This window comes from Gammaproteobacteria bacterium (assembly GCA_021647245.1).
Lineage (GTDB): Bacteria > Pseudomonadota > Gammaproteobacteria > RBG-16-57-12 > RBG-16-57-12 > JAFLJP01.
Window position 1 is genome coordinate 1 of sequence record JAKIVC010000031.1, and the last position, 21,719, is coordinate 21,719.

Genomic DNA, 21,719 nt, shown 5'->3' on the forward strand with positions numbered 1-21,719 from the left:
GGGTTGAGCCCAGTTATGGTGCGGCAGCCTTTGGTAGCACACCCACCAGCTACACCATCAAAAAAGGAGTACCACCGCAAAATGGCTCCAACTTGGTGACTGAAGCCTACGTGACCCGCGAATATCAAGTCTGCCTGAAGTGTCACTCAAATTATGCATTTGATGATTTCAACCCGCCCGCATTGGGCTATAGCGGTGGCACACCACCGGGCACCAACGGGGTGTTTTTGTACACCGACCAAGCGATGGAGCTTCAGGCGCCCATACACCACCAAGGTTCACCGCTTGCGACCACGGATTCCGGGGCTTTTTCGGGGCAGGTGTCGACGTATAAATATTATACATATAGTTGGAAGTATGACTTCTGGCCAGGCTGGCATTGGGAGCGCCAAACGATTTATGACAACACCTCTTCTGATTGTGATGGTGCTGGTTTTGACCCCGACTGTGTCTGTGTGAGCTGTACCGGGCAGGATATAACCTCTGCCGTACCTACCCGAGTTACTCCCACCTGTGGTGTCGGTGATGTGAATGATTTTGCCACCAACCCGCCTGGTAACCCTGGCTATTCGGCATCACCCTGGGATGGGCAGGCTTGGAATGGGGTTAATGCGGCAACTGAGACCCCTTATTCCGCGCTAAAATGTACTAAAACGGTTAATTACGGCAACAATAATCACCGTAGTTGGCATTCGGTGATGCAACCGACCGGGCGTACCGCAGCGGTGCGTGATTTAGGCGGCGATACCGCAGCCTTTTTACCTCCTTGGAATGCCGGCATTGGCACCCAAACCATGTACTGCTCCGACTGTCATGGCTCGGATACGGCAGCCGGAACGGCCATGCCTAATGGTGGTGAAGATGGCAACCCCTGGGGGCCTCACGGTTCAAATAATGACTTTTTACTTAAAGGGGGGTGGGATGATTTGACCGGCACCGCTCAACCCGATGGAATTTGCTTTAAATGTCATAACTATGATGCTTACGCAAATCCATCACCTCTTGTTGATATTGCAAGTGGTTTTAGTAGGTCCATATCCACACCCGGTGGCCTCTGTGCTTTTGGTGGCCCGAATACCGGCGTGAATCTTCATACGGCGCACGCTATGTTTTATAATATTTCTGGTTATCCCTCATTCCGTTGCACGGCCTGCCATGTGGCGGTCCCTCATGGTTGGAAAAATAAGGCGCTACTGGTCAATCTGAATGATGTTGGACCCGAAGCAGGCTTGCCACCTGGAACTGAGATACTTGATGCACAACTGCCTTACAGCAATGAGCCCTATTACCTTAACGCAGTAAACTACATCTATAACTTTAAACCCAGCGGGCAGTGGGATGTTAATGACTGTGGTAGCGCGAATGCAGCGGGGCAAAGTGCCATGCTGAGTGTTTGTAGTACTTTGCCGTAACCCGATGAGTGAGGTTATTATTGCTCTAATAATGTGTTAAATCTGTTGGGATTGCTGTGTTACACCTTAAAGTTACTCGTTGTTTTATCGTCTTGGCGCTGTTCTGGTACCTGCCCATTGGCCATGCCTGGTCTGTTACTCCTGAGGCGCTTGCCTTTCCCTGCATGGCCTGTCATGGCCCTGAAGGCAAAAGCCAGGGTGATATCCCCGCCCTCAACGGACGCTCATTTGAATATCTGCAGAGTAATCTACAGGCCTTTAAGCAGCGCCAGCGCCGCGGGGTGATTATGAATCGCATTATCCGGGGCTATAGTGATGAGCAGATCGAAATATTAGCCCGCTACTTTAGTGCGTTAAAGTAACCACTGGAGAAGTTGAATGGCTATTTCACGTAGGCAATTTATCACCCTTACCGGAGCGGCAACCCTGAGTATTGCCAGCGGCCACGCTTTTGGTCAACCTTCGAAGGGTCGGGTCGTGGTGATTGGTGGTGGTTTTGGTGGTGCAACCGCTGCGCGCTATATCCGTAAGCTGGACCCAGCAATTGATGTCACCCTACTGGAACCCAATCCGCACTACGTCACCTGTCCCATGGGTAATGGGATGATGGCAGGGTTTGTTGAGCTGAAATCGATTACCCACGGTTACGGGGTGTTGCGAGATGGCTACGGTGTGAAGGTGATTCATGATCGAGCGGTTGATATTGATCCGGTTGCCAAAACGGTGCGCCTTCAGGGGGGTGATCTGCTGGCCTACGATCGATTGGTGGTGTCACCGGGTATCGATTTTCGTTGGCATGAGATCGAGGGCTATGACCAGAGCGCCAGTGAGTTGATGCCCCACGCCTGGCGGGGCGGAAGACAAATTCAATTATTGAAAAAACAACTGCAAGCGATGCCCGATGGGGGTGTTGTGGTTGTGACATCACCCAAGCCCCCTTATCGCTGCCCCCCTGGGCCATATGAACGGGCCAGCCTGATGGCCTACTACCTCAAGCAATACAAACCACATTGCAAAATATTGATTATGGATGCCAAGCCAGCCTTTCCTAAGTCACACCTCTTTGAGCGGGGTTGGGAAGCACTGTATCCTGGAATGGTGCAGTGGGTATCATCGGACAATGGGGGCGAAATAATTGAGGTGCGTGCAGAGGAAGGGGTGTTGATTAGCCGTGACGGCGAGGCTATTAAGGCGGATGTGGCGAGCGTTATTCCACCCCAGCAGGCGGCTGAAATTGCTCGAATTGCAGATTTGGTTGATAGCAGCGGCTGGTGCCCGGTGGAGCCACGTGCCTTTGAGTCTACCCGTCATGCTAATATCCATGTGATTGGTGACAGCGCCATTATTACGCCGATGCCCAAGTCGGGCTTTGCAGCCAACTCCCAGGCCAAAGTGGTTGCTTTAGCGATTACCGCCTACCTTAATGGTGACGCGCCCGGTGAGCCATCATTGATCAATACCTGTTTCAGTTTCATTGCCCCTGATCATGCGGTTTCCATATCCGGTGTTTACCAGCTGGGTGAGCAGGGTCTTGAAGGGGTGCGGGGCAGTGGCGGCAGGACATTTTTTTCTGGTGATGTGGCCGCAGAGGCGCGTATTGCAAAAAGTTGGTACAAAAATATTATTGCCGATACGTTTGGTTAGGGCTTTATCAAAATTTTAATTTATCGCGCAGCTTATCTTTCAATTTATCTTTCAATTCGCCCTTCTTTTCATCGAGTCCGCTCTTAATTTCAGATTTCAGCATCTCTTCCAGTTTTTCGAGTGATTGGTTAAGTGAGTCCTGCTGTAGGTTTAATGTTCCCAGTTGCTCACTATAGCGCCCGGCACGCTGCTCGATTTCACTGCTTAATCGTGAAGAGAGTTTCTCTTTCAGGATTGATTGCTGCTGTCGTAGCTGCTGCTTGAAGGCGGCACCGAGCTGTTTATCCAGATTGGAACGGAGCTTGGTTTTTGGTGAGGTGAGCGAGCCACTTAAGCTTACCTGCAGGTCAAAATTCTCAATGTTGCCCAACACTTTTTGCAAGGTAGAGGGGCGTTCTGATTGAGTCCAGTTAACTTGGGTATAGCGGCTATCAATATCTGCTTGTAGCTCTCTGCTCTTAAATAGAAGCTCACCTTCGACTGTTTGCATCGCCTTCGAGATGATGATTGGGTGCTTGTTGTTTTTACTGAGTTCGATACTGTCGAGCTGCCACTGTTGGGCTGTTCCGCTGATTTTGCTGAACCCCTGCTCGTGACTACGATAATCAAACACCCCCTCGATGTTAATAGATGCGATCTGTTTAAGATTCTGGCCCGTAATCTGTACGGTGGTTGGGCTACCAAGCATTGCTGGTTGATGGGTGATGTTGTTGGCCACGAGTGTCAACTCGCCAATGGGTAACGTCATATCGATGGCTGCCCGTTGAATCAAAAAATCGGGGCGGGGGTTTTCAGTTACAAAATGAATTAGGCGGCCTTCGCCACGAGGTGGTGGTGGCGGTGTTGATTCCCCGCTGGGTATTAACCGTTGTGCTTGCTTTAGGTAAGGCTCCACCTTTGTCACCCAATACTGGACTTTATCGCCAAATAACAGGCCGCTAATATTGCCTAAGTTGTCACTGCTCAATCCGTAACTGTTTTTTAACAGAGTAAGGTCAGCTGCCGGTGCCTCTTTAAGCGTTTTCCACTGGCTGGAAAGCTGCTGCTGGGTGTCACGAATATTATCTCTGATTTTGGTGAGTGTCTGTTTATTCTCTTTTAGCTCTGTTTTGAGCTGTTTAAGCTCCGAAATGCGTTGAGCTAGATCTTGTGGAGAGTTCACCTCTCCTTCAGTGATGGCTTTTAGGCGTTTTTCATAATCTTTTAGTATCGTTTGATCGGGTAAGGTGCTTATCTGTTGCTCTAGTGTTTCGAAGGCTTGTTGGGTATCACTATCAAATGCTTTTGCCAGTTTAATGGTGGTGATTGGCAGGCGCTCTATTAATTCGTCAACACTGGGGAGTGAGGCAGCCAGCCGTTTACCGAAGCCCTCTTTTTCTGTGGCGACACGGGCGGCCTCTTCAGTCTCTTTTATGGTTTTTTTAGGGATAATTCCGGGAGTTGTGCGAGGAGTATTAAGCTGCAATGCATGGGCTTTTAATTCGGTAATGACGACTTGTCCCATCAACAGTGGCATCAGCTGTATATAGCCGCTAATCGTCGCTGCGCTGACGATATTTTGCATTGGATCGTCAGGGTTGGTGATTTGTAGGCCGTTTAATTTGAAGCCAAGTGGTGAGAGCTGGAGCTGAGCACTTTTGAGTTCCACCTGTGTTTGTAGTAGTGCCGAGCCACTTTTTTCTACTCCCTGTTTTAAAAGCCAGTCAGCCAGTAGCCACCAAAACAAGAAAATGAGTGTGACGACTAAAGCAAAGGCGATGACTCCTTTGGGGCGAAAAATTGACCTCATAGTGAACCACTCCCCGACAGCTTGTTGTAGAGTCCGTAAAAGCGAGTAGCCTTCAAAAAGGCGGTAAATTTACTTTTGCGTACCCATGCCAGAATGTGGTTCCGGTAGTTACGAATTAAAGTGTTGCAGATGAAAAGCATCGGTAGCGCCAATAGTAGTGCCAGCAAACTACTGCCCAGGGTGAGTGTGTTGTTGTAGTGAGCAATGCGCCAGGTATCACTCTGGTAGAGTGTTGTCCAAAGATTAATCAGTGTCGGATTGGCCAACAACCAAGCACCAAAAGACTCCATGAGCGGGTCGAATAGATAGCCGATGCCTGAGAAAAGTGTCAGCGAAAGTATAAAGGCCGAGAGGTTAATGCGCAGGCCAAACAGAAGTAGCAGAAGTAACAGACTATTCAAAGACCAGAGAGGGGTAAGGCCCATCATCATACCGACCACAAAACCGGCACTGATCTGCCAAGGTGCTGTTTCAGCATTTAATATTTTTAAAAGTTTTGCGAGTAGGTTCAGCATTGGTTAATCCATTGTATAGCTTGTCTGAATTATAATACACCCATGGAGCGGTGAATAGCTCGCTACTCGCTGCGCTTTTCGTCTTAATACGAGTCAATCGATCATTAAAACTTAATGATGTTGCTGCTAATGCGATTTCACATTGAGAGAAATGGTGGAATTCTGTACCATACCCACCTGTTCTTATTGATCCTGTCGCCCTGTTCCGGAATATCGAATGACGAAGTTTATTTTTATCACTGGTGGTGTTGTCTCTTCCTTGGGGAAGGGTATCGCATCGGCATCCTTAGCGACTATTTTGGAAGCGCGAGGCCTTAAAGTAACACTGCTGAAGCTGGATCCCTACATCAATGTCGATCCTGGCACCATGAGTCCGCTGCAACACGGTGAAGTGTTCGTTACGGAGGATGGTGCAGAGACTGACCTTGATTTGGGGCATTATGAGCGCTTTGTGCGCACGACCATGACCAAGAATAATAACTTCACAACCGGCAAGGTTTATGAGGAGATTATCCGCAAAGAGCGCCGGGGTGATTTTTTAGGCGGCACAGTGCAGGTTATCCCCCATGTGACCAACGAAATTAAGCGCCGTATTAAACTAGGGTCACAGGGGGCTGATGTCGCTTTGGTTGAGGTTGGTGGTACGGTGGGTGATATCGAGTCGCTGCCATTTCTTGAAGCGATCCGCCAAATGGGGGTTGAGGAGGGGCGTGATAATGTCATCTATATGCACCTTACCCTGTTGCCCTATGTGGCCACATCCGGTGAACTGAAAACCAAACCAACCCAGCACTCAGTAAAAGAGTTGCGCTCCATCGGTATTCAACCTGATGTTTTGCTCTGTCGAGCTGACCGGGAAATCCCGAAAGAGGAGCGCCGCAAAATCGCACTATTTACCAATGTAGAGTCCAAGGCGGTTATTTCGGCAATTGATGCCGACAGTATTTATAAAATCCCCATGCTGTTGCATGCCGAGGGACTTGACCAAATTGTTGTTGATAAACTGCGCCTGAATGTGAACGCGGCAGATTTGTCTGAGTGGGAAGCGGTTTATGCGGCACAGATGAATCCGGATCAAGAGGTCACGGTGGGTATGGTGGGTAAGTATGTTGGTCTTACCGAGTCGTACAAATCAGTCACCGAGTCACTGATTCATGCCGGCATCCATAACCGCACCCGGGTAAAAATAAAATATATTGACTCAGAAGATGTAGAGCAGAGCACGGATTGCCTGGGTGGTCTTGATGCTATTCTAGTCCCCGGTGGTTTTGGTGAACGCGGTGTCGAAGGTAAAATTCGTACCGCACAATATGCCCGTGAGAATAAAATCCCCTATTTGGGTATCTGTCTTGGTATGCAGGTTGCCGTTATTGAGTTTGCGCGCAATGTGGCGGGCCTTGGCGGGGCGCACAGCACCGAGTTTAAAAAAGATATTGAACATCCGGTGATCGGCTTGATTACCGAGTGGACCACCGAACAGGGTGGTGTGGAGACGCGTTGTGAAAACTCAGATATGGGCGGCACCATGCGTCTGGGCGGCCAGCCTTGCCACTTGCAGGCAGGCACTCGGGCGGCGGAAATCTATGGTAAAGATGAAGTGATTGAGCGCCATCGCCACCGCTATGAGTTTAATAACAACTATTTGGACAAGTTGCAGGATGCTGGGTTGTGTTTTTCAGGTAAATCTCAGGATGGAAGTCTGGTTGAGATGATAGAGAATCCGGATCACCCTTGGTTTGTGGCCTGTCAGTTTCACCCAGAATTTAAATCAACACCACGGGATGGGCACCCGCTGTTTATCAGCTTTGTCCATGCGGCGCGTGATCATAAAGAGCAATAAGAGATAACCTGTCTATGAAATTGTGTAATTTTGAAGTGGGTCTGGATCAACCGCTATTTTTGATGGCCGGCCCTTGTGTTATTGAGGGCGAGCAGATCGTAATGGATATTGCGGGTCGCATGAAAGAGATCACTGACCTGCTGGGCATCCATTATATTTTTAAGGCTTCATTTGATAAAGCCAATCGAACCTCCAGTACCAGCTATCGTGGGCCGGGCATTGATGAAGGGCTGAGGATTCTGCAAAAGGTAAAGAGCGAGCTGGGCCTGCCAGTGATTACCGATGTGCATGAAGATACACCACTCAATGAGGTGGCGGCAGTAGTCGATGTAATGCAGACACCGGCTTTCTTATGTCGCCAAACCAATTTCATTCAGAATGTGGCGCGTCAGGGTATTCCGGTTAATATCAAAAAAGGGCAGTTCCTGGCACCTTGGGATATGATTAATGTTGTCGCCAAAGCAAAAGAGGTGGGCAATGAGCAGATTATGGTTTGTGAGCGCGGTGCGTCATTTGGCTATAATACCCTCATATCCGATATGCGCGGCTTGGCGGTGATGCGTGAGACCAATTGTCCGGTGGTTTTTGATGCCACTCACTCGGTACAGCAGCCCGGTGGTCAGGGCGGTACCTCGGGTGGTCAGCGGGAGCATGTGCCGGTACTGGCACGGGCCGCTGTTGCTGCCGGTATATCAGGACTGTTTATGGAGACACACCCTAACCCTGAAAAGGCGTTGAGTGATGGCCCCAACTCCTGGCCGCTGGATAAGATGGAGAGCCTGCTGGAGACCCTGCAGGTGATCGATCAGGCGGTTAAGGATAAAGGATTTATCGAAACCTCTCTGTAACAGAGGTTTGCTATGGTATTGAAAATTAAACACTAATACAAGAGAAGAGAAAGCGAAAATGGCAGACAAGAGTTCGCAAATAGTAGAGATCAAGGCGCGTCAAATCATCGACTCACGCGGCAATCCAACAGTAGAAGCGGATGTCATACTGGCTTCCGGTGTGATGGGGCGAGCGGCGGTACCTTCTGGTGCTTCTACCGGTTCGCGGGAAGCGATTGAGTTGCGTGATGGCGACAAAGATTACTTCATGGGTAAGGGTGTAACCAAGGCGGTTGCCAATATTAATGGTGAGATTCGCAGCGCATTGATCGGCAAAGAGGCGACGGACCAAGCCGCTGTTGATCAGCTGATGATTGATCTGGACGGTACTGAGAATAAAGCCCGCCTAGGCGCTAATGCCCTGTTAGCGGTCTCAATGGCCACTGCCAAGGCGGGCGCGGCAAATGCGGGGCAGTCACTGTTTAAATACCTGGGTGGAGATAAGGCGACCACACTGCCGGTGCCCATGATGAATATCATCAATGGCGGCGAGCATGCGGATAACAGCGTTGATCTGCAAGAGTTCATGATTATGCCAGTGGGTGCTTCCAGTATTAATGAGGCATTACAATGGGGTGCCGAGATTTTCCATACCCTGAAAAAGGTACTCGCTGACAAAGGCTATAACACTGCAGTGGGTGATGAAGGTGGTTTTGCTCCAGATCTTGGCTCCAACGAAGAGGCGATCACGGTAATTCTTGAGGCGATTGAGAAAGCGGGTTACAAGCCGGGTGAGCAGATTATGATTGCCATTGATGCGGCAGCGACTGAATTCTACAAAGATGGAAAATATGTATTGGCCTCTGAAGGCAAAAGCATGACTTCTGAAGAGTTCGTTGATTTTATGGCGGTATGGGTTGATAAGTACCCCATTATCTCAATTGAAGATGGTCTGGACGAAGGTGACTGGGCGGGTTGGAAGATTTTGACCGAAAAGCTGGGCAAAAAAATCCAACTGGTGGGTGATGACCTGTTTGTAACCAACCCGAAAATATTGGCTGAGGGTATCGAGAAGGGAATTGCTAACTCGATTCTCATCAAGGTTAATCAGATTGGTACACTGACCGAGACATTGGCCGCTATCAACATGGCGAAAGAGAATGGTTACACTGCCGTTGTTTCACACCGTTCGGGTGAGACAGAAGATACCACTATTGCTGATTTGGCAGTAGCGACCAATGCGGGCCAAATTAAAACAGGCTCTATGTCACGCTCTGATCGTATTGCCAAGTACAATCAGTTGATTCGTATTGCTGAAGAGCTGGGTGATGCGGCAACCTATCCGGCTAAGGCTGCTTTTTATAACCTGTAAATAGTCAGGTACTGCATGGAAAAAGGGTGATGTCAGCGAGCGCTGGCCTTGCCCTTTTTTTTAGCTCTGCGGTACTGTTAATTGATATATAATCAGCAACTACACTCCTTATGGGGACCGTTGTGCAATGAAATTAATCGCTATTGTCCTGTTAACTATTTTGGTCATGCTACAGACTAAGCTCTGGTCGAATGACGGGGGTTTGAAAGAGGTGTGGCGACATAGCGATGAGCTAGCGTTACAACTCGAAGAGAGTCAGCAGCGCCAGGCACGCAATGCCAAGCTTGAGGCTGAGGTGAAGGATTTGAATGGTGGCTTGGCGGCTATTGAAGAGCGTGCACGCAGTGAGCTGGGTATGATTCGTAAGGGAGAGACCTTTATTCAGGTGGTTGAACGCAATAACAGTGGCTTTCCCCATGAGTAGCGCGCCCCGTTTCTGGGCTGTGGTACCGGCGGCTGGTATTGGCAAGCGAATGGGCGGTGAAATACCCAAACAGTACCTGCCGTTGGGTGGTCGTATGGTCATTGAGCATACCCTTGATCGTTTGGCTTGCCACCCAAAGGTCAATAAAATTGTTGTTTCAATTGCTGCAGATGATCACTACTGGAAAGATGTTTCACTTCCTGAGACCGCTGAAGTGGTATCGGTTACGGGGGGGGCGGAGCGCTGTGACTCCGTATTCAATGGCTTGGAAAAGCTATGCGATGAGGCGGCGGTTGATGATTGGGTGTTGGTGCATGACGCGGCGCGCCCCTGTTTGCGTGTTGCCGATATTGAAACATTGATGGCAACACTAAAAGAGCATCCTGTGGGGGGGATTCTCGGCCTGCCAGTGGCAGACACCATGAAGCGCAGTGATGCTGCGGGGGCAATTGTTGAAACCGTATCACGTGCACGGCTTTGGCGAGCACTTACACCGCAAATGTTTCGTTTCGGTATGCTCTATGATGCGCTATTAGCGGGTCGTGATTCTAATACACTTATCACAGACGAAGCCTCTGCAATTGAGTGGGCTGGTTTTTCACCCTGCATGGTGGAGGGGCATGCGGATAATATCAAGATTACCCAACCCCACGACCTCTCACTCGCCACACTCTATCTACAGCAACAAAAGGAGCCCCTTTTATGAGAATTGGACACGGCTATGATGCGCACCGCTTTATGGCGGATCGCCCACTCATTATTGGTGGGGTAACGATTCCTTATGAGTTGGGTATGGAGGCTCACTCTGATGGTGATGTGATGATACATGCGCTGTGCGATGCACTACTGGGTGCGGCAGGCCTAGGTGATATTGGACGTCACTTCCCTGATTCAAATAAAGAGTTTAAAAATATCGATAGTCGTATTCTATTGCGGAATGTGGTTGAGCAGTTGCTGGTGCGTGGTTTAACTGTTCACAATGTTGATGTGACAATTTTGGCTCAAGCGCCCAAAATGGCACCCTATATATTGGTGATGGTTGAAAATTTATCGGCAGACCTTGGTGTGTCATCGAGTCGTGTCAATGTAAAAGCAACCACCACGGAGGGGATGGGGTTTGTCGGGAAGAAAGAGGGGATTGCGGCCCATGCTGTCGCGCTGATTGTGGAGTCTCAGGCAGAAACCAACCCGGCCTGCTCCAATGAGTGAGCCCTTCGATCTCACTTTTAACTATGCCCATGGAGCGCCCTGCGGAGATGCTTTATTGCGTAGTCGTGCTGAGGATTTTCAGGTAGATGAGTTGCTGGATATTCCATTAAGTGGTTGCGGTGAGCATCACTGGTTGCATATTCAGAAAAAAGATACCAATACTGAGTGGTTAGCCCGCCAGTTGGCTCGTCTGGTCAATATACCGGCGCGGGAGGTTAGCTATGCAGGTCTGAAAGATCGCCTTGCCGTCACCACACAATGGTTTTCAGTTCGTCTGCCAGGTAAGTCGGAACCCGACTGGCGGGGTATTGAAAGTGACAACGTCAAGTTACTCTCTTTTGGTCGAAACAGGGCGAAATTGCGTCGTGGTGCTCACAATGGCAATGTTTTTGTTATTACACTCCGGCAGCTGGAAGGGGATCACGATCTTATTGAACAGCGACTGTCGATAATCAAAATGAAGGGTTTTCCAAACTACTTTGGTGAGCAGCGTTTTGGCCATGATGGAAAAAATGTCAGCAACGGTGTAGCACTCTTGAAGGGCGAGATCAAAGTTAAAAATCGACATAAGCGCAGTCTCTACCTCTCTGCAGTACGCTCCTACCTCTTTAATAAAATTCTCTCCCAGCGTGTTGCTGATGGCAGTTGGCAAAAAATATTGCCAGGTGAGGCGGTTATGCTATCGGGCACCAATAGCCACTTTTTGGCTGAAAATGTTGATGATGAGTTGACTCAACGCCTTGCCGAAGGAGATATTCACCCTTCGGCACCCCTATGGGGGCGTGGCCGAACGGCAGCTGCCTTGATTGCCCATGAATATGAGCAGGCAGTGCTGGAACCCTATCAGGAGATACTAGAGAAAATGGAGCAGATTGGTCTTGATCAATCGAGACGAGCCCTTCGTCTCTGCGTACCCGACTTGAGCTGGCGCTGGGGTGATGACAAAACGCTAGTTCTAAAATTCACACTACCTGTGGGTGCATATGCCACCTCACTTTTACGAGAAGTGATTCGCTATTAATCAGAGATAGATCAGGCTTCTACTGTTTTTTTAGGCAAACAATGGCTGGTTATTTGTGCCCCTCCAACGTGGATACTCTTTCACTAAATAAATAGCCCTACTTGACGATACACACCTATAGCATCTCCACTTCACAACGGTCGAGTTGATAGCATTTTTATACGAGCGTAACGTATACCCTCAATTTTTATCGGTACCCGATTAAGTTTTTTATTTTTAGTGGTTTAAAGTAGACCAGGAGTAGTGATTTGATGAGCATCAGGGAGGGCGGTTTTTGAAGTTTGATAGTTTTCCAGTGATGTTGCTCTCTATTTTTGTTGCGGTATTAATGGCGCTGCCATCATCTCTTGTGGCAGCAGAGCCAGCTCGGGTTGCGGTATTATATCCATCGACTACAAATTCTCTTTTTTCCCGTGTTTTTGATGAAATAGTCGATGGTATAAAGCTCAACTCCGAACTCAAGGTAGTGCTTTATACGTTGCAGGGCGGAGAAGATATTGAATCGATCAAGCAACAGTTTAAGCAAGATGACATTGAAGCGGTCATCTCCCTCGGAGAGAAAAACTACCCCACCGGCAAGGCGCTGAGAGAGTATTACCCGGTTATTCATGGTGGCGTGATGATTGAGCCGAATGGCCACAGCGGCATTAGCCTAGTTACTGACCCTGAGCAATTTTTTTTACAGCTTAAACAGCTTGCGCCCAGTGTAAAGCGTGTCTATACGGTCTACAGTGAATCGAGCAATGGCTGGTTGATTCGTATGGCCAAAGAGGCGGCGGATAAATACGATATTGAATTAAATGCATTTGAAGCTGAATCTCTCCGCGAGGGGATGTATAAGCTTCGTCAGCTACTGTATGAGGTGAAAGACGAGCAAGATGCGGTATGGTTGTTGCTCGATAAAATGGTGCCAGACAAAGCAGCTCTCCCCGTTGTGCTGGCAAAGGCGTGGGATTCACATATTGTAATTTTTTCTAATAACCCATCCCATGCGCGCCGTGGCGCACTGTTTGCACTTTTCCCCGACAATGTGGGTACGGGGAAAAGTCTTGGGGAGCTAGTGCTGAGACAGCGTCAGAAAAATAGAGGCCCCTTGGTGTTACCATCCAAAGAGCTTAAGGTATCTGTTAATGAGCGTACCGCCTCACACTTAGGTATTAATTTTAGCCAGCGTCAGCGTATGGAATTTGACCTGATCTACCCCGTTCAATAGTAATCGATAATCATGGAATCAACCGATACAGAAATCAACCACCCTAGCTTCCGTGCTCACCTCACCACGGTCGTTACGATCGGGATATTGGCATTGTCAATTACCGCATCGCTCTCTACGGCGTGGATGACCTCAAGAAATCTTTATGATGTTCTGGTGAGTGATGGGCTTCAGGTCACACAGTCACTTGCAGAGCAATCGGTTTTAGCACTGTTATATGATAGTGGCGAGAATGCGGAGGATGCGGTACAAGCGGCACTCTCTTTTCCTGCGGTTACGCAGGTGATGATTTTATCAGAGAGGGGTAACATTATTCTTTCTGAAGGTGGCGCTGAATTTTCAATTGCCACATCAAAATGGCCGCAAACTGAAGCGACGGTGATTAGTGATGATATTAATCAGTGGGTGTTGATGGCCCCTGTTTATACTGAAGGTGGGGCAATTGATGATGATGTACTGTTGTTGCAACAAAAAGGTGAGCAAGAGCTGATCGGTTATGTGGTGGTGTGTAAAAGCAAAGAGCGATTACGCGATATTCAGGCGGTTACGGTCGTTAATAACTTGCTTATCGGATTGCTGTTTTCGATGATACTGGTCTACATGCTAAGAAAGCGCTTCAAACGCTTGACCGATCCGCTTTACGAACTCTCAACCGTTATGCAGGAGGCGCAAAAAGAGGAGGCGAATGCCCACCCTTTTGCCAAACTGGAGGGACCCAAAGAGGTTGTACAAATTGCCCGTTCATATAACGCCATGATGGAGGTGCTGGTATTACGCGACCAACAGTTGCGTGACCAAAACGAACACCTTGAAAGTGAGGTTGAGCTGCGTACCCAGGAGCTGGTACATGCGCGTGATATGGCGATTGAGGCGAATCAAAATAAGTCAGAGTTTTTAGCGAATGTAACCCATGAGTTACGAACCCCTCTGCAAGCGATTATCGGTTTTAGTGATTTAATTAGCGAAACTCTTCCGGATGATATGGAGGACACTCGGCACGATCTGGAGAGTATTTTGGTTAATGCCGAAAACTTGCTTGCGCTGATCAATGGCTTGTTAGATTTTTCTAAAGGTGAGTCGGGAAAAATGGAGTTATCACTCCACCCTGAAAACCTTCAAAAACTATTTGAACAGGCGGTCGATACCGTGAGGCCAATTGCCGATGAGAATGGCAATGAGATCGTTGTTGATTTGGACTTTCCTGTTGAAAAAGTCGCGGTTGATGGGGTTAAAATTCGGCAGATTTTACTTAACCTGTTGAGCAATGCGGTTAAGTTTACCGAAGAGGGGCGGATAATACTGTTTTCCAGGTGTGATGGCGAGACGTTGACTATCTCAGTTGAAGATACCGGTATTGGTATTGCGGAAGAGCATTGGGAGGCCATTTTTGATGTCTTTAAGCAAGTGGATGGTAGCTACACTCGTCGTTATCAGGGAACTGGGTTGGGGTTGGCGATTAGTCAGAAATTCAGTAAATTGATGGGAGGGGAGATTGTTATTGAGAGCAGGGTAAACAAAGGCTCGAAATTTAGTCTGACAATTCCGTTAGCCAAAGATGAAAAAAACATAAGTAGCCGATAACAGGCAGCGAAAAGATTCTTAACTAGAATTATCATATGAAATATTGTTTTATCAGCTGTGTATATTTGAAAAAGGTGATGGGGGGAGTGTGCAATGAGTGACTTACACGTATTGGTATTTAATCTGGATGAAAGTCACTGCGAGCAGATCTGCACCACTCTTAAGGATGCCGGGTTTAGCCATGTCAATAAAGTGACCAATAGTGTTGACGCAATTGAAGTGCTTAGTGAGCAAGCTGTTGACGTTGTTGTAACCGATGTGGATTTGGGGGTGTTGGATGGTTGGCGTTTGACACGCTTGATTCGCTCCGGTGCATTGCGTGTTAAAGCAGATATTCCGATTGTCATTGTCTCTACCACTTACAGTGAACGTATCGCAGAGGTCACTTCAAAAGAGTATCAGGTTAATCGTTTTATCCCTTTCAGTAAATTTGATCAGCTACCGGCGGTGTTGCGTGAAATCACCACTGAATCCCATGTTGGCCCACCCAAGTCAACTCTGTTGGTTATCGAGGATTATGCTGACACCGTTAAATTGATCGAACGTATACTGAGTACACGCTTCGATATTGAAGTAGCCACAGATGGTGAGAGTGGTTTGGAGGCATGGAAAGCGCGCCGCCATGACTTAGTTTTACTGGATGTAATGTTACCTGAAAAATCAGGTAAGGATGTGTTGAAAGAGATACTAGAGTTTTCCCCTGGCCAATCGGTCGTCATGATGACGGCTTATGCGACTGCTGAGCGAGCCGGCTCATTAATTTTGGAGGGTGCAGTCGACTTTATCTCCAAGCCTTTTCGCGCAGACCAGCTGCGCCAGGTTTGTGAGATTGCGGTGCATCGTGAAGATTTTATTATCAGTAATCAAGAGTTTGCCCATCGTCAAGAGGCGCTGCATCAGGAAAAAGAGCGTGCAGAGATTACGCTCCAATCAATTGCAGATGGCGTCATTACCACCGATGTTGAGAGCCGTATTGATTACATGAATCCAGTGGCCGAACGCCTCTCCGGGTGGAGCTTGGAACAGGCAAAAGGGAAGCTGGCTGCTGATGTTCTCTCGCCTTTTTCAGAAGAGGATACTGCTGCGGAAATACACCCTGTTGATCATTGCATTGAGCAGGGCGAAGTTATACAGGGGCAGCGGGGTTCAATCTACCGGAACCATGAAGGGTTGATTTTGCGACTGGATTGCATTGTCTCACCGATCCGCAACCGCCTGGGTGTGGTGGTGGGGGCCGTCAAGGTGTTCCGGGATGTTACCGAACCCTACATGCTGGAGCAGAAGCTTGAATATCAGGCAAATCACGATTCATTAACCGGCCTTACCAATCGGGCCGCCTTTGAAGAGCGCCTTAAAACGGTACTTGATGAGGAGCATCACCAGGAGGTTCCCTACTCGATTTGCTACATCGATCTTGACCAGTTTAAAGTGATCAATGATACCTGCGGTCACATCGCGGGTGATCAGCTGTTGCGTTCTATTGCAGGTATTATGCTGCATAAAATACGCAAACATAGCGATACACTTGCCCGTTTTGGTGGTGATGAGTTTATTCTATTGCTTGAAGATTGTGATATTGAGCAGGCATCCCGTATCGCCAACAATATCTGTGAGTCGATTCAGGAGTACCGGTTTATCTATGAGAGCAAAACTTTTAGCATTGGTGCCAGCATTGGTGTTGCGCCCATAGCACCTGATGCCCGTGACCTGCATAATGCATTGGCTCGAGCCGATAGTGCCTGTTATATGGCAAAAGAGAAGGGGCGTAATCGAATTCATGTCTATCGGCCTGATGATGAGGAGATGATGCATCGTTATGGTGAGATGCATGTTATTTCACAGATAAACCAGGCCTGTGAAGAGGATCAATTTGCACTCTACTATCAAGAGATACAACCCCTCAACGATAACGAAGAAGGGTTGCATTTTGAAGTGCTGTTGCGCATGCAGGATGGTCGAGGTGGTTGGGTTGCCCCCGGGTTTTTCCTGCCCGCTGCAGAGCGTTATAATATTGTCTCAAAAATTGATCGCTGGGTTGTAAAGCATGTTATGGAGTGGTTGAGTGCACATGAGGATGAGCTGGATCAGCTCTCGATGTGCTCTGTAAATCTTTCAGGTCTTTCGCTCTGTGATGATCAATTTATCCCTTATGTTGAGCAGATGATTGCACACTACAAGATACCAACAGAGAAGCTCTGCTTTGAAATTACGGAGACAGCGGCAATCAGTAACCTTGCTCAGGCCAATGCATTTGTAAAGGCGATGCGTCGCCATGGTTGCCTGTTTGCACTGGATGATTTTGGTAGTGGCATGTCATCATATGCTTACCTCAAACGCCTTGATGTTGACTTTCTGAAGGTTGATGGTTTATTTGTTCGCGACGTTCTACACGACCCCATCGATCGGGCCATGGTTAAATCGATCAATGAAATTGGCCATATTTTTGGCCTGAAAACCATTGCTGAGTACGTTGAAAACGAAGAGATCCGGGAAGAGATGCGTCTGATTGGACTTGACTTCATTCAGGGCTATGTGAATGGGAAGCCCGCACCACTGGATGAATTGAAGCTCTTTAAGGATCCGCTGCCGACTGTCCCTTGCTAATTTCCACCTTAATTATTATTGGGCTGGTAACGCTCTCCATACTGATTCATTACGAAGCGCTGCTGCGCCTCTCCATGGTAATGAAGCACATTCACATACTACCAAGACTGCGCATCGTAATCGGCTTAGTGGGTGCGCTAACAGCCCATGTTCTGGAGGTGCTGGTATTCGCGTTCGCCTACTATTTTTTAGATAAAAGTGAACAGTATGGTGAGCTGATTGGTTCTGTATCAGGTACTCTAAGTGACTGCATCTACTTCTCTTTTTCAAGCTACACATCGCTTGGCTATGGCGATGTTATCCCCACAGGAGCACTCCGTTATATTGCCGGAGTAGAAGCACTGCTGGGGTTGGTGTTGATTGCATGGACCGCTTCATTTATGTATGTTGAAATGCAGCGTTTTTGGAAAGTACCCTAGCGGTGCCCCCCATGTCCGTGGTCAATGTTATGGGGCATCATCATATATTTCAGTGCCTCAAGACCCCTCTTTTGAGCTACAGATCAAGTGATTGTCTAGAACCTGGGGTCCACTATAGGCCTTTAAAATTCTCTGCTTTCTTGTAGAGCTTTAAATACTTTTCCGCACAGCTCTTCCAATCAAATATTTGAGCCATTCCGGTTTTACACAGTTGTTGCCATATATCGGGCTGGTGGAAGAGGGTGATCGCACGATCCAGTGCCCAGCAGATGGCGTGGGTGTCTGCATGATCAAATACGATGCCGGTGGCGGTTCTGTTTTTAATATTCTGTTTACTCGCCTCAATTACGGTATCTGCAAGGCCACCTGCTCGCCGTACAATGGGGACTGTGCCATATTTTAGGCTGTAGAGCTGATTTAAGCCGCAAGGTTCAAAGCGTGATGGCATCAGAAACATGTCGCTACTGCCCTCAATGCGGTGTGCCAGTGATTCATCGTAACCAATGGTTACGGAGATTTTTTCCGGGTGCCACTGCTGCCACTGTAGAAGCTGCTGTTCATAGCGTTGTTCACCACTACCTAAAATGACGAGTTGCACATCTTGTTTGATTAAATGGGGCAGGGCATTGATGAGTAGATCGATCCCTTTTTGGTCTACAAGCCTGGCGATCAACCCGATGAGGGGTGTTTTATCCCGTATCGGTAAACCGCTCTCTTGTTGCAGTGCTCGTTTATTTTCTGTCTTGCTTTCAAAGTGGCTTGCGCTGTAACGCTTTGCTAGATAACGATCTTTCTCTGGATTCCACTCTTCGTAGTCGACACCATTCAGGATACCAAAGAGTCGCTCGCCTCTATGGCGCAACATCCCCTCTAAGCCATTGCCATACTCACTTCCCTGTATTTCATGGGCATAGGTCGGACTGACTGTGGTGATGATGTCAGCATAGGCGATGCCACCTTTGATCATATTGAGTTGATTGTGAAACTCAACACCTTGTGGGTGCCAAAGGTCGGTTGGAAGTGCTAACGCATCGAACATCTCTTTTTTGTAGATGCCCTGGTAGGCGAGGTTATGGATAGTGAAAAGGGTTGCCGGGCGGAGTGGTTCAAGATTAAGCAAGGCGGGGGCTAGTGCGGTTTGCCAATCGTTACAGTGCACAATATCAGCTTGCCAATTGAGCCCAGCTCGATTCTGCGATAACTCCACAGCTGCTCGGGCCAGCAGTGTGAAGCGGTGTGGGTTGTCAGGCCAGGGCTCTCCTTGCAATGTCATGTAAGGGTTGCCCGGGCGGTTGAAGGCTGCCGGATAATCAACTAGCCAGAGTGTTACCTGACTGTTGGTTAATTTTCCCTGCAAAATTTTTACCGGATATTGTGCGGTTGGCAAGTTGAGTTGTGCAACCTCCTTAAGCTCGCTGCACTTGGCCAGTACGTCATGATAGGCGGGTAAAAGCAGGCGAATATCGTGGCCTAGTTTTTTGATCGCAACGGGTAGACTCCCCGCGACATCCGCAAGCCCACCTGTTTTTATGAGTGGGTGGGCCTCACTACTGGCATAGAGAATATTCATGACAATCGGCTTATTCTTGGTTTAACGTCAATACCAGCGCGGCAAGCGGCGGCAGGGTAAGGTTGATGGAGTGCGGTTGTCCCATCCATGCGATCTGTTCTGATTGAATGATTTCGCCATTTCCCAGGTTGCTTCCACCGTAGTAGGTTGAGTCTGAGTTGATCACTTCTCGATAGCGGCCTGCATCAGGCACCCCCAACCGATACCCCTCCCGTGGCACGGGCGTGCAGTTGAGTATGATGAGATAGCGCTGATGGCCATCACTGCGTTGGTAGCTGATGACGGATTGCACCGAGTCGTGGCAGTCAATCCATTCAAATCCCTGCTCCTGGAAGTCCATGTGATGCAAGGGTGGGGCCTGACGATAGAGGTGGTTTAGGTCTTTAACCAGAGACTGAATGCCCTGGTGATGCGCGTGCTCCAGCAGTGGCCACTCCAGGCTTTGTGCATGATTCCATTCGATTCCCTGGCCAAACTCACAGCCCATAAAAAGGAGCTTTTTACCCGGATAGGTATACATGTAAGTATAGAGCAGGCGCAGGTTTGCACAGCGCTGCCACTCATCTCCCGGCATTTTATTAAGCATGGACTTTTTGCCGTGCACCACTTCGTCATGGGAGAAAGGCAGCATGAAGTTTTCGGTAAAGCTGTAGAGCAGGCCGAAGGTGAGCTTGTCGTGATGATAGGTGCGGTAAACCGGATCCTGGCTGAAGTATTCCAGGGTGTCATGCATCCAGCCCATGTTCCACTTCATACTGAAACCAAGGCCCCCGAGGTAGGTTGGGCGTGTCACCTGAGGCCAGGCGGTTGACTCTTCAGCGATGACAAATGTACCCGGGCACTGGCTGTGGGTGATGGTGTTCAATTCACGCAGAAAATCGATCGCTTCCAGGTTTTCGCGGCCACCAAACTTGTTCGGTATCCAGTCACCAGCCTCTCGTGAGTAGTCCAAGTAGAGCATGGAGGCGACGGCATCGACACGCAGTCCATCGATATGAAACTCTTCCAGCCAGTAGACGGCACTGGCCAGTAGGAAGTTTTTCACTTCGTTGCGACCAAAGTTGTAGATCAGGGTGCCCCAATCTCGGTGCTCGCCTTTGCGGGGATCTTCATGTTCGTAGAGGGGTGTGCCATCAAAGCGGGCCAGGGCAAAGCGGTCTTTAGGGAAGTGAGCCGGCACCCAGTCTAAAATCACGCCTACCCCTTGTTGGTGGCAATAATCTACAAAATAGCGAAAGTCATCCGGTGTGCCAAAGCGGCTGGTGGGGGCAAAATAACCGGTGGTTTGGTAACCCCAGGAGGCATCGAGTGGGTGTTCAGTAATGGGCAGAAGCTCAATATGGGTAAACCCCATCTCTTTTGCGTAGTGCGCCAGGCGGTACGCTAAGTCACGATAGTTTAAAAACTTCCCATCTTCGCTCTGTTGCCAGGAGCCGAGGTGAACTTCATATACGCAGCAGGGGTCGTGAAGCCAGCTATCGCTCTGGTTTTGAGCCTTCCACTCATGATCCTGCCACGGGTAGCTCTCTTTGGGGGGGATGATGGCAGCGGTTTCAGGGCGTAGTTGGAACTGTTTTCCATAGGGGTCGGTTTTGGTGAGTATTTCACCACTCTCGCGGTTGCGAATTTCAAACTTGTAGAAATTTCCTTCGCTGACTGCGGGAATGAATATCTCCCAGAGGCCGCATCCGCCACGATTGCGCATCGAGTGTGTCCGGCCGTCCCAATTATTAAAATCACCTACAACACTGACACGCTCTGCATTGGGTGCCCACACCGCAAACAGCATCCCTTCGATGTTATCGATTTGATGGTGGTTGGCTCCTAGCACACGGTAAAGGTGCCAATGCTTTCCTTCGCTAAACAGGTGGATGTCGAACTCAGCGAGTTGCGGTGCAAAGCAGTAAGGGTCGTGGGTGGTGTGCTCTACACCTTGTGCATCAAGCCAGGTCAACGAGTAGTGTTGCTGGAGTTGACCCGCTTTACCCTGCCAGATAAAAAAATCACTACCGCTGATGCGCTTTAGCGGTGCGTTTATTTCAGGTAGCGATACCTGTTCTGCCTCGGGGAGATAGACGACAATTTTTTCTCTGCCCTTGCTGTCGGGGTGTCGCCCCAAAACTTTGAATGGATCGTGGTGGCGCGCATCGATTATCTTTTGTAACTCTTGGGTGATTTTCATATTAATTTCACGCCTTTAGGGTTGTAGATGCCGTGGAAATGGCCCACCATCGATATCTCCAATCTTTTTGTTTCATTCATACCATTGAGAGGATATT

18 protein-coding genes are annotated in these 21,719 nt (G+C 48.7%); 14 read left to right on the forward strand and 4 right to left on the reverse strand.

The window, feature by feature from the left end; genetic code table 11:
* The 3 genes from L3J94_09700 to L3J94_09710 form a co-directional block, all read left to right on the forward strand.
* The coding region (locus L3J94_09700; GenBank protein MCF6219007.1) for a hypothetical protein at positions 1–1,412 on the forward strand (1,412 nt) is incomplete at its 5' end.
* 56 nt (positions 1,413–1,468) lie between these two features.
* Complete coding sequence (locus tag L3J94_09705; protein MCF6219008.1) at positions 1,469–1,774, forward strand: c-type cytochrome; 306 nt, start codon at positions 1,469–1,471, stop codon at positions 1,772–1,774.
* Positions 1,775–1,790: 16 nt separating this feature from the next.
* Entirely contained in the window at positions 1,791–3,056 is a 1,266-nt protein-coding gene (locus tag L3J94_09710) for an NAD(P)/FAD-dependent oxidoreductase (protein ID MCF6219009.1), read from the forward strand.
* Positions 3,057–3,063: 7 nt separating this feature from the next.
* Here the strand turns inward: L3J94_09710 and L3J94_09715 are convergent, their stop codons facing one another.
* Both L3J94_09715 and L3J94_09720 read right to left on the reverse strand, forming a co-directional pair.
* Positions 3,064–4,845, reverse strand: a complete 1,782-nt coding sequence (locus L3J94_09715) for a TIGR03545 family protein (protein MCF6219010.1) — start codon at positions 4,843–4,845, stop codon at positions 3,064–3,066.
* On the reverse strand, positions 4,842–5,360 hold the full coding sequence (locus tag L3J94_09720; protein MCF6219011.1) for a TIGR03546 family protein: 519 nt from the start codon (positions 5,358–5,360) through the stop codon (positions 4,842–4,844). The genes L3J94_09715 and L3J94_09720 overlap by 4 nt, the downstream gene beginning before the upstream one ends.
* Positions 5,361–5,577: 217 nt before the next feature.
* Here L3J94_09720 and L3J94_09725 point away from each other — a divergent pair, with 217 nt between their 5' ends.
* The 11 genes from L3J94_09725 to L3J94_09775 all read left to right on the forward strand — a co-directional run bounded on the left by L3J94_09725 (position 5,578) and on the right by L3J94_09775 (position 17,870).
* Entirely contained in the window at positions 5,578–7,200 is a 1,623-nt protein-coding gene (locus L3J94_09725) for a CTP synthase (protein ID MCF6219012.1), read from the forward strand.
* 14 nt (positions 7,201–7,214) lie between these two features.
* Complete coding sequence (gene kdsA, locus L3J94_09730; protein MCF6219013.1) at positions 7,215–8,048, forward strand: 3-deoxy-8-phosphooctulonate synthase; 834 nt, start codon at positions 7,215–7,217, stop codon at positions 8,046–8,048.
* A gap of 58 nt (positions 8,049–8,106) precedes the next feature.
* A complete protein-coding gene (gene eno, locus L3J94_09735; protein ID MCF6219014.1) occupies positions 8,107–9,399 on the forward strand; it encodes a phosphopyruvate hydratase in 1,293 nt (430 codons plus the stop codon).
* Between the two features lie 127 nt (positions 9,400–9,526).
* A complete protein-coding gene (gene ftsB / locus L3J94_09740; GenBank protein ID MCF6219015.1) occupies positions 9,527–9,823 on the forward strand; it encodes a cell division protein FtsB in 297 nt (98 codons plus the stop codon).
* Positions 9,816–10,529: a 2-C-methyl-D-erythritol 4-phosphate cytidylyltransferase gene (gene ispD, locus L3J94_09745; GenBank protein ID MCF6219016.1), complete on the forward strand. Its 714-nt coding sequence runs from the start codon at positions 9,816–9,818 to the stop codon at positions 10,527–10,529. Before ftsB ends, ispD begins: the two co-directional genes overlap by 8 nt.
* Positions 10,526–11,032, forward strand: coding sequence for a 2-C-methyl-D-erythritol 2,4-cyclodiphosphate synthase (ispF, locus tag L3J94_09750; protein MCF6219017.1), 507 nt, complete (start codon positions 10,526–10,528; stop codon positions 11,030–11,032). The genes ispD and ispF overlap by 4 nt, the downstream gene beginning before the upstream one ends.
* Entirely contained in the window at positions 11,025–12,053 is a 1,029-nt protein-coding gene (gene truD / locus L3J94_09755) for a tRNA pseudouridine(13) synthase TruD (GenBank protein ID MCF6219018.1), read from the forward strand. The genes ispF and truD overlap by 8 nt, the downstream gene beginning before the upstream one ends.
* Positions 12,054–12,327: 274 nt before the next feature.
* Positions 12,328–13,266, forward strand: a complete 939-nt coding sequence (locus L3J94_09760) for a hypothetical protein (protein MCF6219019.1) — start codon at positions 12,328–12,330, stop codon at positions 13,264–13,266.
* A gap of 12 nt (positions 13,267–13,278) precedes the next feature.
* Positions 13,279–14,847: an ATP-binding protein gene (locus L3J94_09765; GenBank protein ID MCF6219020.1), complete on the forward strand. Its 1,569-nt coding sequence runs from the start codon at positions 13,279–13,281 to the stop codon at positions 14,845–14,847.
* 93 nt (positions 14,848–14,940) lie between these two features.
* Complete coding sequence (locus tag L3J94_09770; protein ID MCF6219021.1) at positions 14,941–17,451, forward strand: EAL domain-containing protein; 2,511 nt, start codon at positions 14,941–14,943, stop codon at positions 17,449–17,451.
* Positions 17,445–17,870 carry a potassium channel family protein gene (locus tag L3J94_09775; GenBank protein MCF6219022.1) on the forward strand — a complete coding sequence of 142 codons (426 nt, stop codon included), beginning with the start codon at positions 17,445–17,447 and terminating at the stop codon, positions 17,868–17,870. Before L3J94_09770 ends, L3J94_09775 begins: the two co-directional genes overlap by 7 nt.
* Positions 17,871–17,982: 112 nt before the next feature.
* On the opposite strand, the gene glgA is transcribed toward L3J94_09775, so the two are convergent.
* Complete coding sequence (gene glgA, locus L3J94_09780; protein MCF6219023.1) at positions 17,983–19,440, reverse strand: glycogen synthase GlgA; 1,458 nt, start codon at positions 19,438–19,440, stop codon at positions 17,983–17,985.
* A 10-nt stretch (positions 19,441–19,450) separates the two neighbouring features.
* Positions 19,451–21,622, reverse strand: coding sequence for a 1,4-alpha-glucan branching protein GlgB (glgB, locus tag L3J94_09785; GenBank protein ID MCF6219024.1), 2,172 nt, complete (start codon positions 21,620–21,622; stop codon positions 19,451–19,453).
* Positions 21,623–21,719 lie beyond the last annotated feature (97 nt).

Excerpts from the sequence above, each read along its gene's own strand:
- L3J94_09765 (MCF6219020.1), top strand. The coding sequence starts at position 13,279 with ATGGAATCAACCGATACAGAAATCAACCACCCTAGCTTCCGTGCTCAC.
- kdsA (MCF6219013.1), top strand. The coding sequence starts at position 7,215 with ATGAAATTGTGTAATTTTGAAGTGGGTCTGGATCAACCGCTATTTTTG.
- L3J94_09770 (MCF6219021.1), top strand. The coding sequence starts at position 14,941 with ATGAGTGACTTACACGTATTGGTATTTAATCTGGATGAAAGTCACTGC.
- ispF (MCF6219017.1), top strand. The coding sequence starts at position 10,526 with ATGAGAATTGGACACGGCTATGATGCGCACCGCTTTATGGCGGATCGC.
- eno (MCF6219014.1), top strand. The coding sequence starts at position 8,107 with ATGGCAGACAAGAGTTCGCAAATAGTAGAGATCAAGGCGCGTCAAATC.
- L3J94_09720 (MCF6219011.1), bottom strand. The coding sequence starts at position 5,360 with ATGCTGAACCTACTCGCAAAACTTTTAAAAATATTAAATGCTGAAACA.
- L3J94_09715 (MCF6219010.1), bottom strand. The coding sequence starts at position 4,845 with ATGAGGTCAATTTTTCGCCCCAAAGGAGTCATCGCCTTTGCTTTAGTC.
- L3J94_09710 (MCF6219009.1), top strand. The coding sequence starts at position 1,791 with ATGGCTATTTCACGTAGGCAATTTATCACCCTTACCGGAGCGGCAACC.
- L3J94_09725 (MCF6219012.1), top strand. The coding sequence starts at position 5,578 with ATGACGAAGTTTATTTTTATCACTGGTGGTGTTGTCTCTTCCTTGGGG.
- ispD (MCF6219016.1), top strand. The coding sequence starts at position 9,816 with ATGAGTAGCGCGCCCCGTTTCTGGGCTGTGGTACCGGCGGCTGGTATT.
- glgA (MCF6219023.1), bottom strand. The coding sequence starts at position 19,440 with ATGAATATTCTCTATGCCAGTAGTGAGGCCCACCCACTCATAAAAACA.
- truD (MCF6219018.1), top strand. The coding sequence starts at position 11,025 with ATGAGTGAGCCCTTCGATCTCACTTTTAACTATGCCCATGGAGCGCCC.
- ftsB (MCF6219015.1), top strand. The coding sequence starts at position 9,527 with ATGAAATTAATCGCTATTGTCCTGTTAACTATTTTGGTCATGCTACAG.
- glgB (MCF6219024.1), bottom strand. The coding sequence starts at position 21,622 with ATGAAAATCACCCAAGAGTTACAAAAGATAATCGATGCGCGCCACCAC.